This is a genomic window from Ignavibacteria bacterium, assembly GCA_036262055.1.
Taxonomy (GTDB): domain Bacteria; phylum Bacteroidota; class Ignavibacteria; order Tepidaquicellales; family Tepidaquicellaceae; genus DATAJP01.
In genome coordinates, this window is the sequence record DATAJP010000003.1 from 612207 (window position 1) to 626045 (window position 13839).

A 13839-nucleotide genomic window follows, 5' to 3' on the forward strand; every position below is an offset into this window, starting at 1 on the left:
CATCCAAATTCGGTATCTTTGTATATGTCCAAAGAATTATCAAAAGAACAACCAAAATCTCAAAAATATATTGTAACCTCAGCGCTTACTTATGCCAATGGAGATACACATTTAGGTCATATTGCCGGTTCAATTTTACCAGGTGATATTTATGCGCGTTACCGCCGTTTAAGAGGTGATGATATTATTTATGTCTGCGGCTCGGATGAATACGGCACCGCAATCGAAATGGCTGCGATAAAAGAAAATATCACTCCTCAGGAAGTTATCGACAAATACCATACCGCAAATAAAAAAGCTTACGAAGATTTTGGAATCTCGTTCGATGTTTATTCCAGAACTTCGCTTGATATTCATAAACAAACCGCCCGTGATTTTTTCCTGAATCTTTATGACAAAAACATTTTATATACTAAGACCGAAAAACAACTTTACTCTATTAAGCTCGATACATTCTTAGCCGACAGGTTTGTTGAAGGAACTTGCCCCATATGCGGATACGAAGCCGCACGTGGCGACCAATGCGAAAATTGCGGCAACAGCTTAGACCCGCTTCAATTGATAAATCCGGTTTCAAAAATTTCAGGTGATGTTCCGATTGTTAAGGAAACTTCTAATTTTTATTTTCCGCTTACAAAATTTCAAAATGATTTACAAAAATGGCTTGATACTAAAAAAGACTGGAAGCCGAATGTCGTAAATTACGCAAAAGGTTTATTCAAAACAGGACTCGTTGACCGTTCCGTTACACGAGACTTAAAATGGGGCATACCTGTTCCCGTTCAGGGATATGAGAATAAAGTAATTTATGTATGGATTGAAGCTCCCGTCGGATATATTTCTGCAACTAAAGATTTGTTCATACAAAGAAACGAACCTGATAAATGGAAAGACTATTGGTTAGATAAAAATACAAAGCTCATTCATTTTCTCGGCAAGGACAACGTTATTTTTCACGCAATCATTTTCCCGTCTATGTTGATGGCTCACGGTGATTTTGTTCTGCCTGATAACATTCCGGCAAATGAATATCTGAATATCAGCGGAGCAAAATTTTCAAAAAGCAAAGGCATCGGTGTGCTTGTTAAAGATGTCGTTAAAGAATTTAATCCTGATGTTATACGCTATGCAATGGCTTCTAACATGCCCGAAAACAAAGACTCTGAGTTCAGTTGGGATGATGTTTACAACAAAAACAATTCCGAGCTTTCCGATATTCTTGGCAACTATATAAACCGTGTGTCTGTTTTTGCAAAATCAAAATTCGATAACAAAATTCCTGCCAGAATTGAAAACGGAAACGATGAGATTCTTAATGAAGTTAAAAAACAAGCTGAATTAATTTCTTCTCATTATGAAAAATATCGCTTCAAAGATGCATTAGCCGAAACAATGAACATGGCTCGCCTTGCAAATAAATATTTCAACGACAGCGAACCCTGGAAAGTTATCAGAGAAGATAAAGACAAATGCGGTCACATAATAAATAACTGTCTGCAAATAAGCTACAGTCTTGCAATTGCGATTTCAACCGTACTTCCTTTTACTTCAGATAGAATTATTAATATTTTAAATACAGATAAAAAATATTTCAGCTGGGAAAGAATCGGAGAAATAAATTTAATATCAGGAAATTCTCTCGGCGAGAATGAAATCCTTTTTCCTAAACTTGAAAAACCTGTGCAAGAAGAAAACAAAGAACCCGTTATTAACCAAAAAGATAATCTCATCGATATAAATGACTTCAAAAAAACCGAATTAAAAATTGCCAAGATAATTGAAGCAGAGAAAGTTCCTAAAAGCAAAAAACTTCTTAAGCTGAAAGTAAGAACAGGTGATAAAACCAAGCAGATTGTCTCAGGCATTTCAGAACATTATACCCCCGAAGAGCTTATCGGTAAGTCAATAGTTATCGTAGATAATTTGAAGCCGTCGAAATTAATGGGAATCGATTCTGAGGGAATGCTTCTCGCAGCAAAGAAAGACGGCAAGCTTCGTATTGTGACCGTTGATAATGAAATCGATGACGGCGCTGAAGTAAGTTAATCTAAAACCTTGATATACAAATTCCGAAATTTTATTTATAATTTTTCCGAACGGACTTTTTTAATGGGCGTGATCAACATTACTCCCGATTCATTTTCCGATGGCGGCAAATATTATTCCGAAACCGCTTTAACTGAAAAAGCTGTTGCCGACGCGATACAAATGGAAAAAGATGGAGCGGATTTCATTGATATTGGCGGTGAGTCAACCCGTCCCGGTGCTGAAACGGTTTCACTTAATGAAGAATTAAATCGTGTCATTCCTGCAATTTCGGAGCTTTCAAAAAAAATTAGAATTCCCATTTCAATTGATACATATAAATCCCAAGTTGCAGAAGAAGCTTTAAAAAACGGTGCAGAGATTGTAAATGACATTAGCGGATTTAAGTTTGATAACAAAATGACAGATATTACTGCGAAACACAATGCTTCATGCATTTTGATGCACATCAAAGGAACGCCTAAAGACATGCAGAAGAATCCCGAATATGAAAATGTTATTAAAGAAGTTTATGATTATTTAAATGATTCAATTAACATTGCAAAGAATGCCGGTGTAAAGCAGATTATTACCGATGTCGGCATTGGTTTCGGCAAGTCACTCGAACATAACACGGTCTTATTAAAAAATCTGAATTATTTTCAGAAACTTGGTCATCCCATTTTGCTTGGTGTTTCAAGAAAAAGTTTTATGAATAAAATTTTTCCTGTTGAAATGAACGAACGTCTTGAAGGAACTATTACCGCAAATACAATCGGTATTATGAACGGCGCAAATATCCTGCGGGTTCACGATATAAAAGAAAATTTACGTGCGGTAAAAATTGCAGACTACATAAAATATAAAACAGCTTGATATGTCCATAGAGAAAGCAAAAAAAGCAGATAAAGTTGACTTTGACCAATATGCTGATGTTTATGAAAAAACTCTCGAAGATGATTTAAAATTTTTCGGTGAAGAAAATTCTTATTTTGCAGAATACAAAATCAAGCTCGTCGAAGAATTATTAAGCTCTCCTTCAAAAAATATTCTGGAATACGGCTGCGGTATAGGTCGCAATGTCAAATTTTTTAAGCAGTATTTTCCTAACGCAAATGTCGAAGCTTGTGATATTTCTGAAAAAAGTCTGGAAATAGCAAAAAAAGAAAACCCTGATGTGAAGTTTAACTTAATAAGCGATGAGTTTGTAAATCAAAACGCTGGTAAATTTGATTTAATTTTTGTCTCCTGTGTATTTCATCACATCGAACCTTCCTTGCGCCATGGAGCAATAACAAATATTTCAAAGCTCTTAAAAAGCAAAGGTAAGTTGTTCATATTTGAACACAATCCTTATAACCCTGTTACTTTGAAAATCGTAAAAGACTGCGTATGGGATGCAGATGCGATTTTGTTAAAGCCGCAAGAAACAAAGGAGTTAATTTCTTATGCAGGCTTAAAGCTCGATAAAATGAATTACACACTCTTCTTCCCTGCTTTTTTAAAGTCCTTGAGATTTATGGAAAATTATTTGAGGTTTATTCCGATGGGTGGTCAATACTTCGTTATGGCAAGTAAAAACTAATTTGTCATTCCAGCGAAGGCTGGAATCCAAACTAAAATATCAAAGAAATACATTACATTGACTCAGAAACAAGTTCAGGGTGACAAAATAATTTTAAGACTTAGACATTTTCTTCTTCTCTAATTCTTTCTTATACACTTTCCTAAATTCCATCACTTCTTTAATAGTTCTAATTATAACAGAAGGTCTTGCTCCTGTTGATATACCATCAAGGCGAGGCAAATGTTCAACCCCCATTTCAGTAACACGGTAATCCAGCAAATTCGCTTTCAGCATAATCTCCGCATCAATAAAAGCATCGATCGAATCAATGTTTATTTTTTTGAAAAGGTCAGCTTTGAAAAGCTTAAAAGCGCAATCTATATCCCAGTAATGAATATCAAACAACAATCTCAATAAATAATTATAACACAACGATGTAAATTTCCTGTAGAGAGAGTATTGTTTGTGTTTTCTGTAACCCACAATAATATCCGTGAACGGAATCAATGCAACAAATTTTTTCAACTCATCCAAGTCAAACTGATTGTCACCATCCGAATAAAAAACATAATCCATTTTTGCATTTAAAAAACCATCCTTTAGAGTTGCGCCGTAACCCATATTTTTCTTATGATGGATTACTTTGACCTTCTCATATTTTACAGCAAGCTCATCTGCAACTTCCCCGGTTTTGTCAGGACTTCCGTCTTCGATGATAATCACTTCATAGTCTTTCAGTTTCAATGATTCAAGAACCTCAACGGCTTTAGAAACGACTTTACCGATATTTCCTTCATCATAATACGCAGGGAAAAATGCAGTAATGGAGATTTTTGAAGTATCTAAGATTGGAGAGCTTTGCATCAAATAAACATTAACTATTATTCACAAAAAAATTATAAGTATTTTTTATTCCTGTCTCAATTGAAGTCTGAGGTTTCCAGTTATAAGCTTTTTTGATGAGTGAGATATCGAGAATATTCACCGGCACATCAATGACTCTTCCCTCTTCATATTTTACTTTAATTTTTTTCCCTGAAATCTTTTTCATGAAGTTCAGTAATTGCTTCAGACTGTACCCTTTGCCTGAACCAACATTAAAAATTTTAAGCTTATTATCAATATCGATTCCTTTTGCTATCGCCTCAACAGCATCCTTAATGTAAATATAATCACGAATAACGCTTCCGTCTCCCCAGATTTCTATTTGCTGATTATGAATTATCTTATGCAAAAAAACTGCAATAGCTCCCTGAGCAACAAGCGGGTTTTGCCTTTCTCCATAAGGGTTTGCAAGACGAAAGACAGTATAATCAAGTCCGTAAAGCTTGTTGAACATAAACAAATAATCTTCAATCGTATTTTTTATTATCGCATATGAAACAATCGGATGACGCGGATGATTTTCGTTCACAGGCAAATATTGCGGGTCGCCGTAAACTGTTCCTCCCGAAGAAACAAAGATTACTTTTTCAATTTTGTTTGCAACGCACTCTTCAAGCAAGCGCAAGGAAGAAACAAGGTTAGTCTCTGCATCATAAATCGGGTTTGTGTTTGAACTCGCGGGTAAAGTAGAGCTCACAAGATGAAAAACATAATCAATGTTTTTTAAAGAATTTTTTATGTCAATCTCGTTATTAAAATCACCTTCGATTATTTTAACTTTTTTCCCTAAATGAGAAATATTATTTCTCGAAAAATTCAGCTTGTCAAAAATAGTAACACTATGCCCTTTCTCGATAAGCGCATCTGCAAGATGTGAGCCGATAAATCCGCCGCCGCCGTATATTATGCACCTTTTATTTTTTTTCAAAGACATATGCTATAAATCTTCTATCCGCAGCAGGAAATTGTTTTAACAAAACATAATCAGGATTATTCTGGAATGTTTCGATGTTGACGTCACTTCCCCACTCAGGTCTGTATCCGTAATGATTTTCCCAAACGATTATGGAACCGCTTGGCAGTTCATCCAAGCTCTTTTTGTTAATCGAACTGAAACTGTTCGGATTAAACTTTAACTGTGATGAATAAAATTGAAGAATTGAATGATTAGATAAAATCTTTTTTGACTTTGCATCAGGCAGCGTGTTAATAAATTCAGAAACTTCTTTGACCGAAACATTTTCAGCGGATAATTTTTTAGGTTGAAAAATTAACAGCAAAGAAATTAATGCCAACACAAGGTAACTCAATGACAAATTATTCAGATACTTTACTTTTGACTTATTTGAAAACATGAACGCTAATGCAATCAAAGCAACAGTTATCAACAAATTTGAATAACTGCTTTCATCAGTCAGCACAAACCCATCCGTTGCTTTAGACAAGAACATCAGCACAATAAAAGCAAAAATTCCGGCAATGATTATTCCTATTTTTTTGAAATTTTCAATTACAAGATTGTTCAATCCAAGCGTTGCAAAAACCGCACAAATAGGCGAAATATGTAATAAATAACGCCAGTTCCCCGGGTTTGGTCCATCATTTATCATCGTCAGCATCTGCACAACAAATATAGAGATGAATGTAATATACAGCAGCAAATATTTTTTTATGTATGCCGAATAATTATTTTTATTCTGAAAAAATCCAAAAAACCCCAAAAGAAATAACGTCAAGCTCACAGGACCGACAATGTAAATATAAACAGCAAAGTAATGCATCAATCCTTGCGACTTGTAATTCAACCCTGCTACTTTCTGCATCTCGGTCAGCACAAACAATATATCACCTGTCTTTATAAACCCTAATAGGTTGTATAAAACCGGAAATACCGCCAAGCAAATAGCAGCAATAAATTTTTTATCTTTAATGAACAGAATAAAAAATACAATGATTAATAACGCAAGTTCTTGTCTGATTGTAAATACATATCCCATCAGTAATGCGCTCAACACAAAATTCTTTCTCAGATAAAGCATCAGCACAGATACAAGACACAACGCAGTAAAAATTTCAGAATACGATCTGAATGATAAATCAAAAAATAACGGCTGCAATCCTAAAAGTATTGCTCCGAAAAAAGCATAATTAATATCGTAAGCTTTTATCAGAAGATAAGTCATATAAACCGTTACCGATGCAATTAACGCATTGACCAATAGCACTGCATCATAACTTATCAGTGCAGGCAGAACAAGAAAAATTTTATATCCCGGTTTCGGATTGTTCCCCAAAATCACTCCCGGGTCATTCCAGAACTGCACCATATTCAGATACTGCGCAATCTCATCATCCTGATAAAATCCGACTGAATACTTGCTCATTATAAAATAAATGGCAGCAAACATGGGAATGACCAGCCAGAAATATTTATTCAGTAACTCGTTTTTGTCTAAAGGAATAGTTTTATCCGTTTGGATATGAGAAGTGGTTTTCGCTTTTGTTTTACTCAAATTTTATAAATGTAGCCGTTAAAATTATCGTGCAAACACTAAAAATATCACAATTAAACGTGAATTTCAAAGTAATTAACATTATTAATTAACTTTAATAACGCAAAGGTAAACGTTATATTTGTATATGAATTATAAGTTATTAGGCGATTCGGTTCAGATAAAAGAATTAAATGAAACCATTAAGCAGGTTGCGCCGACAAATATCAGCGTTTTAATTACTGGAGAAAGCGGCACAGGTAAGGAAGTTGTCGCGAATTTAATTCACAGTTTAAGCAAACGGAAAACAAAACCTCTCATAATAGTTAACTGTGGTGCAATACCCGAAGGCATAATCGAAAGCGAATTATTTGGACATCAGAAAGGAGCGTTCACGGGAGCAATTGAAAGCCGAGAAGGTTTTTTTGAAATGGCAGATGGCGGAACGATTTTTTTAGATGAAATAGGTGATATGCCTTTGAAAACTCAGGTAAAGATTCTTCGAGTTCTTGAAAACGGAGAATTCATGCGCGTTGGTGGAAATAAAAACATCAAAGTCGATGTCCGTGTAATCGCCGCAACGAATAAAGATTTGCTGTCAGAAGTTCAGAATAAAAACTTCCGTGAAGATTTATACTTCCGTCTTAAATCGATTAACCTTCACATTCCTCCTCTTCGCGAGCGCAAACAGGATATAAAACTGCTTTTTTATTATTTCGTTCAGCAATTTACGAGAGATAACAACATAACGTTCAACGGCATCAATGATGATGCAATGGAATTCCTTATGAATTACGTTTGGACGGGTAATGCACGGGAGCTTAAAAATTTTGTTGAAAGTATTTTGGTTTTAAATGCAGGCAAGAAATTAACTTTGGACGATGTAAAGAAACATCTTCATATTGAGACATACAATTCCGCTCTTCCGGTTCTCGTAAATAAAACCGGAGATAATTACGATAAGGAATTTTTTATACGTGCATTAATTGAATTAAAATCTGATATTATTGATGTAAAAAATTTCCTGAACAAGCAGGAGATTTCAAAAATTCAGAACACATTTAATGAAGATGATTTTATTATCCCCAAAGAACAGGTTATGCATATGAACATCGATGAATTTGAAAAAGAATATTTGAAATATTTACTCAGAAATAATAACTGGGACGTAAAAAAAGTTGCTGCAATCCTTAATCAATCTTTAAGAAGCGTCTATCGCAAAGTAAAAAAATATGAGATACGTTTCGAAGATTAATTTATTAATTCCGGTATTGCTTTTGTTTCTTTTCAGCGGGTGCGGAGTTTATGGTTTTCGCGGCAACAACCCTCCTGAGGGAATAAAGAGCATTAATATTCCTCTTTTCGAGGATGTTAGCGGGTTTTCACAACCGGGTGTGAAAGAGAGGTTTACCGAAACTCTGAAAAATCTTGTTATTTCTGATAATACTTTTCAATTGACCGATAGAACTTTAGCAGACGGTTTAGTAAGCGGAACAATAAAAACCATAACCGATGACCCTTTGGTAATTTCAGGAAATGAAACTGTTACGAAAAGAAAAATTACCATTACAGTTGATGTGAATTTTCAGAATATTAAAAAACAAAGAAGCATCTGGAATAAAACTTTCTCGAACTTCGGCGAATATAATTCAGACAACACAGGGTTTTCAAATCGCGATGCCGGCGTTATCGAAGCAACTAATAAAATATGTCAGGATATATTGAACGACTTAACCTCAAACTGGTAAGCCACAATTAATGAAGATTGAATCCATAATTTTAATTGTTTACATAGTCTCTCTTACCATACTTTTCTTTTTCAGCACGCACGGCTTCTCAATGATTTATCATTATTTCAGAACTTTCCGCAAACGGACTGAAGACTTGAATCCCGAAGATTTTGATCTTAAAGAATTTCCTTTAATAACAATCCAGCTCCCTCTCTACAACGAGCGGTATGTTATTTTGAGATTAATCAATGCAGCGATACGAATGGAATACCCCAAGGATAAAATTGAATTTCAAATCCTCGATGATTCAACCGACGACACCACTGAAATAATTGCAGAACATATAAAGCCATTGATTGCCGAAGGATATGATATAAAACTTCTTCACAGAAAAGACCGCAGTGGTTATAAAGCCGGTGCTTTAAAAGAAGGATTGAAAACTGCTAAGGGAGAGTTCGTTGCAATCTTTGACGCCGATTTTATTCCCAGAAAAAAATTCTTATTAAGAACCATTCCTTATTTTTATAAATACCCAAAGCTTGGTCTTGTGCAAACAAGATGGGAGCACCTCAACCGTGATTACTCAATACTGACCAAAACGCAGGCAGTTGCTCTTGATGGACATTTTGTAATCGAGCAGGCAGTCCGCAACCGCGCAGGATTTTTTATAAACTTCAACGGCACCGCAGGCATCTGGCGCAAAGAATGCATATTCGATGCAGGTAACTGGGAAGCTGATACATTGACAGAAGACCTTGACCTGTCTTATCGCGCGCAGATGAAAGGATGGAATTTCAAATATCTAGTTAATTTCACTTCACCGGCAGAGCTTCCAGCGGAGATTAATTCACTGCGCTCCCAACAATTTCGCTGGACTAAAGGTGCAATTGAAACAGCAAAGAAAATTTTCCCAAAAGTTTTGAAATCCGACATGTCTGCAAAGTTAAAGTTTCAATCATTTGTCCATCTTTGCAGCAACATTGCTTACCCGTTCATACTTTTATGCGCTCTTCTGCAGGTACCGGTTTTATTGATTAAACTAACCGGAGATTATGATGAAGTTTTTAAATTTATGTCGATTTTCATTTTTGCTTTTATAAGCTCATTTCTTTTTTATTTATACTCGCAGAAAGACATATATACTGATTGGCAAAAAAGAATTATTTATTTTCCTGTATTCATGGCGGGAAGCATGGGGCTTTCCGTAAACAATACCAAAGCCGTGTTTGAAGGTTTAATAAATAAGAAAAGTGAGTTTGTCCGCACACCTAAGTTTAAAATCACTAATGAAAAAGACTCCTGGAAAGGAAAAACTTATGTGCCGAAGAAATTAAACTTTATTGTTTATATCGAAGCATTTCTCGCTCTATATTGCTTTGCAGGCGTCGTCATTGCCATTGCAAATGCGCAGATTGCCGCAATTCCCTTTCTGATGATGTTTACACTTGGATTCGGTTTAATTTCTTTTTTATCGATTAAACAAGTTGTAACGTCCAATAAACTTGCTAAATTAAGCTTGCAAAATTGAATAGTCTCGACAGTCATATTAATAATTTAAAAGAAAAGCTCGAAGAAGATTTTTTCTCCCCTTCTTTTTTGCGTTTAGCAAATATCTTTTATCTCAATAACAAGTTCGATGAGTGTATAAATATATGCAAAATAGGAATTGAGTTGATGCCTGATTATATTACTCCAAGAATACTTTTGATTAAAGCGTTATTAAAGCTTGAGTATATCAGTGAAGCTGAAACGGAACTACAAAAAATTGAGAATAAAATTTTGAAGACAGACATTTACCAGATTTTCATAAATAAAATTTCGACTCTTAAAAAAACTTCCAGCCAGGAACGGATTTATTATTCCGGTAATTTATATAAATCCCTCGATTACAAAGCTTTTGAAAAACAAATTAAGAAAATTGTTAAAGATATTTCTTTCACTGAACCAAATGATGATACTAATGGAATAAATCTCGATAAATTTAATCCCAATTCAAATGAAGAGTTTGATATGAATACATATGATTTGTTTCTCGACAAATTGTCTGCATTAAAACTTGAAAAAGATTCTGATTCTAAATCAGAGTCGGAAACTGAACCTAAAGAAACGAGCGATTATGATGTAATGTCAAAAATGAAAATAATTACCGAAACTCTCGCCGATATTTATGCCAAACAAGGAAACTTCAAAGAAGCATTTAATTCGTATAATTTTCTTATCAGAGCAGGTTCACCCAATAAAAAGCGCATAGAAGAAAAACTCATAGCTCTCGAAAGAAACTTCATAAAAGATTCTGAGTTTCAATAAATCGTAACATATTGGCATCCCTATTAGAAAATAAAAAAGTATACAATGGATTGCTTATAGCTATTCTTATGTGCGGATTATTTTACATCTTCTCTCAATCTTCACAGCCATTCAAATTCACAGATGAACAAATTTATTATGATTTGACAAAAAATCTTGTTGAGCATAATGTATATGCGCTCGATAATCTTGTCCCAACTGCAATAAAACCACCGGGATTTTCATTTGTTTTATATGCATTCTTCAAAATCTCAGACAATATTGATTTAATAAAATGCGTCAATTTTTTATTTTATCTCGCTGCTATTTTTACCGGTGGGTTAATCGCAAAAAAATATTCTTATAATACTTCTCCCACTTTATATGCAATTCTAATTTGTTTGTATCCGGTTTTATTTTACACAGCAGGAACTTTATATCCCCAGACATTAGCTTCACTTTTGCTTTTAGTAATATTATATGTGACTTTTAAGGATGTTTTGAACTTTAAAAAGGCAGTAGTGATTGGATTACTATGGGGAATTTTAATTTTATCAATTCCGACTTTTCTTATTATTTTCCTATTTTATTTATTATTTACAAGATTTTCTTTAAAACAAAAATATTTGGAGTGGGTTTTTATTATTGCTTCAATATTAATCGGTTCGTGGTTTTTGAGAAATTATTTTGTTTTTGGAAAACCTGTTATATTCTCAACCAACCTGAGTATTAATTTTTATTACGGAAATTCCCAGTTTGCAAATGACAATCCTTATGCGGTGGCAGATATTGATTACATGGATGAAGGGAAGTTTGCAAAAATAGAAAACGAAGTTGAAAGAGACTCAGCGTTGAAATCCGCTGCATTAACTTTCATAAAAGATAATCCATTCGCAGCACTAAAGTTATACTTTATTAAATTTCTGAATTATTTTAATTATAGAAATAATTTAAAAACAACAGAACAGCAAAGCATTTACTATGACATTATAATGTTTATAACTTACTATTTTATTTTAATAATGATAATTATAAGAATTATAGACAGGAAAAGATTTCCTTTAAGCAAACTGGAAATTTTTATTTTAGGATGTTATGTATTAAATGCTTTGGTTACCTCTGTGTTCTTTACAAGAATACGGTTCCGCCTTCCTTTTGATTATTTGCTAATATTAATGAACGCAATCTATATTTCAAATTGGCTTCAGTATAAGAAAGCTAAATTCCATCTTAGTAAAGGGGGTTAGGGGGTTGTTTCCGGCAGTTTCGGATTCACAAAAATAACTTTTTCTCTTTCCATTATCACACTCCCAGCTTTAAATCCTTTTTTCTTTTTCACATATTTACGTTCGCAGTAAGCCACAGGAATATTTCTTCCTGCTCTTGCTTTGCTGTAATATGCAGCAATGCTCGCCGCCATTTCAACCATTTTTTTATCAGGTGATTCTTTTTTGTTTGCACGTTTCAAAACAGTATGAGAACCGCTTGCACCCCGTACGTGAAACCACAAATCTTCAGGTCCCGAAAACTTCATAGTCAGCAAATCATTCGAAACACTGTCCTTACCCACCCAAACCTCATAACTTTCATTCAGTTTAAATTTCCTCAATCTGCTTGTTTCATCTTTTTCGTCAGCTCGTTTATTTTCTTTATCCATTTTCTTTATATCCTTAAAGTCTTCAGTTAACTTTGCTTTTTCGTATTCATCCTTTAATTCTTTTAACTCACTTTCAGTCGATTTAATTTTTGCTTTCAGAAAAGAAATATTATTTTTCTGATTTTTATACTTTTCAAAATATATCTGTGAGTTCTCAACGGGTGTTTTATCCTCTTTCAGTTTTATTTTCAGATTATCAATTTCAATCAGCTTATCCCCTGCTTTAATCTTATCGAGATTTGCTAAAATAATATTCCCAAACTGCATTAACTGTTCTGAATTCTCGCAATTAAACAACTGCATCTTCAGATTATCAATCTTTCTTTCCTTCTCCGCAATTTTTTTGTTCAGATTTTTAAGCTTTTGTTCTTTTATGGCAGAAACATTTACAAAAGATTTATTTTTCCTGATGTAATCGGTGATAAGCTCATTTATATTATCATATTCTTTTATTATATCTCCCTGAAAATATTTTGTGCTTAATAATGAAACTGAATATTGCTTGCCCTTCAACAAAGAGTAACCAGGTTTTCGCAATTCATTCTCTATATTCGAAAACCTATCATCAACTGATTTCTGCACTTTTGCATTAAGCTCCAAACTCAAATCATAATTTCTCGATACATAGCTTATTATTTCTTTACCGTATTTAAAGTACTTTGCAAAAATAAAATCTTGAATAGTTTTTGGTTCAGCAATTGTATCTGGTCTGGGGAATAACTCTTCAATATGCTTGCCTGTATAAATCTTGGCATTCTTTAAAGCATCAATCACTTTATTATCTAAAACAATAAAGCAATTTGCACTGTTTGTAATGAATGAAAATAAAATTTCATAATTGTCATTCAGTTTAAAAGAAACAACTCTATCATCACCATACAATGAAACCTTATCAATTATTTTGCCTGAAATCTCAGGAAATAAACTCAGCACATTCTTCCTGGCTTTGCCAAAACTATCTTTTAAAATCAGATATTCATAATTTTTCTCGATGCTGAATTCAAGAATTTTCTGTTCGACATCGTTTCTTAAAATCAGATTAAGAATATTCTTCTCCTGAGTAATTATTTCATCGATAATGCACCCTGTGATTTCTTTGTCAAAAAATTTTGCAGTTTCTTTTATTATGTAATAATTATTTACCTTCATAAAATCTTTATAAAACAAAAAAACCAACCCTGATAATGAGTTGGTTTA

12 protein-coding genes are annotated in these 13839 nt (G+C 33.8%); 8 read left to right on the forward strand and 4 right to left on the reverse strand.

Annotation, left to right across the window (positions count from 1 at the left end; all coding sequences use genetic code 11):
- Nucleotides 1-24: 24 nt before the first annotated feature.
- The 3 genes from metG (at nucleotide 25) to VHP32_09795 (ending at nucleotide 3610) form a co-directional block, all read left to right on the forward strand.
- Entirely contained in the window at nucleotides 25-2046 is a 2022-nt protein-coding gene (metG, locus tag VHP32_09785; GenBank protein ID HEX2788185.1) for a methionine--tRNA ligase, read from the forward strand.
- Between the two features lie 63 nt (nucleotides 2047-2109).
- The gene (gene folP, locus VHP32_09790) at nucleotides 2110-2901 is read left to right on the forward strand and encodes a dihydropteroate synthase (protein ID HEX2788186.1); all 792 of its coding nucleotides are present in this window, start codon (nucleotides 2110-2112) and stop codon (nucleotides 2899-2901) included.
- 1 nt (nucleotide 2902) lies between these two features.
- Entirely contained in the window at nucleotides 2903-3610 is a 708-nt protein-coding gene (locus VHP32_09795) for a class I SAM-dependent methyltransferase (GenBank protein ID HEX2788187.1), read from the forward strand.
- 93 nt (nucleotides 3611-3703) lie between these two features.
- Here VHP32_09795 and VHP32_09800 read toward each other — a convergent pair whose 3' ends face one another.
- From VHP32_09800 to VHP32_09810, 3 genes are read right to left on the reverse strand one after another with little or no spacing between them, the layout of a single operon-like run.
- Nucleotides 3704-4456, reverse strand: coding sequence for a glycosyltransferase family 2 protein (locus tag VHP32_09800; GenBank protein HEX2788188.1), 753 nt, complete (start codon nucleotides 4454-4456; stop codon nucleotides 3704-3706).
- Nucleotides 4457-4466: 10 nt separating this feature from the next.
- Nucleotides 4467-5405, reverse strand: a complete 939-nt coding sequence (locus VHP32_09805; protein HEX2788189.1) for an NAD-dependent epimerase/dehydratase family protein — start codon at nucleotides 5403-5405, stop codon at nucleotides 4467-4469.
- Nucleotides 5392-6990 carry a hypothetical protein gene (locus VHP32_09810; GenBank protein HEX2788190.1) on the reverse strand — a complete coding sequence of 533 codons (1599 nt, stop codon included), beginning with the start codon at nucleotides 6988-6990 and terminating at the stop codon, nucleotides 5392-5394. The genes VHP32_09805 and VHP32_09810 overlap by 14 nt, the downstream gene beginning before the upstream one ends.
- Before the next feature lie 127 nt (nucleotides 6991-7117).
- Here VHP32_09810 and VHP32_09815 point away from each other — a divergent pair, with 127 nt between their 5' ends.
- From VHP32_09815 to VHP32_09835, 5 genes are read left to right on the forward strand one after another with little or no spacing between them, the layout of a single operon-like run.
- Complete coding sequence (locus VHP32_09815; protein ID HEX2788191.1) at nucleotides 7118-8224, forward strand: sigma-54 dependent transcriptional regulator; 1107 nt, start codon at nucleotides 7118-7120, stop codon at nucleotides 8222-8224.
- Nucleotides 8202-8717 carry an LPS assembly lipoprotein LptE gene (gene lptE, locus VHP32_09820; protein ID HEX2788192.1) on the forward strand — a complete coding sequence of 172 codons (516 nt, stop codon included), beginning with the start codon at nucleotides 8202-8204 and terminating at the stop codon, nucleotides 8715-8717. Before VHP32_09815 ends, lptE begins: the two co-directional genes overlap by 23 nt.
- A gap of 10 nt (nucleotides 8718-8727) precedes the next feature.
- Nucleotides 8728-10227: a cellulose synthase family protein gene (locus VHP32_09825; GenBank protein ID HEX2788193.1), complete on the forward strand. Its 1500-nt coding sequence runs from the start codon at nucleotides 8728-8730 to the stop codon at nucleotides 10225-10227.
- On the forward strand, nucleotides 10224-11006 hold the full coding sequence (locus VHP32_09830) for a hypothetical protein (protein ID HEX2788194.1): 783 nt from the start codon (nucleotides 10224-10226) through the stop codon (nucleotides 11004-11006). The genes VHP32_09825 and VHP32_09830 overlap by 4 nt, the downstream gene beginning before the upstream one ends.
- 11 nt (nucleotides 11007-11017) lie before the next feature.
- Nucleotides 11018-12232: a hypothetical protein gene (locus VHP32_09835; GenBank protein ID HEX2788195.1), complete on the forward strand. Its 1215-nt coding sequence runs from the start codon at nucleotides 11018-11020 to the stop codon at nucleotides 12230-12232.
- On the opposite strand, the gene VHP32_09840 is transcribed toward VHP32_09835, so the two are convergent.
- A complete protein-coding gene (locus tag VHP32_09840; protein ID HEX2788196.1) occupies nucleotides 12229-13791 on the reverse strand; it encodes an NFACT RNA binding domain-containing protein in 1563 nt (520 codons plus the stop codon). The two genes, VHP32_09835 and VHP32_09840, sit on opposite strands and share 4 nt — an antisense overlap.
- Nucleotides 13792-13839 lie beyond the last annotated feature (48 nt).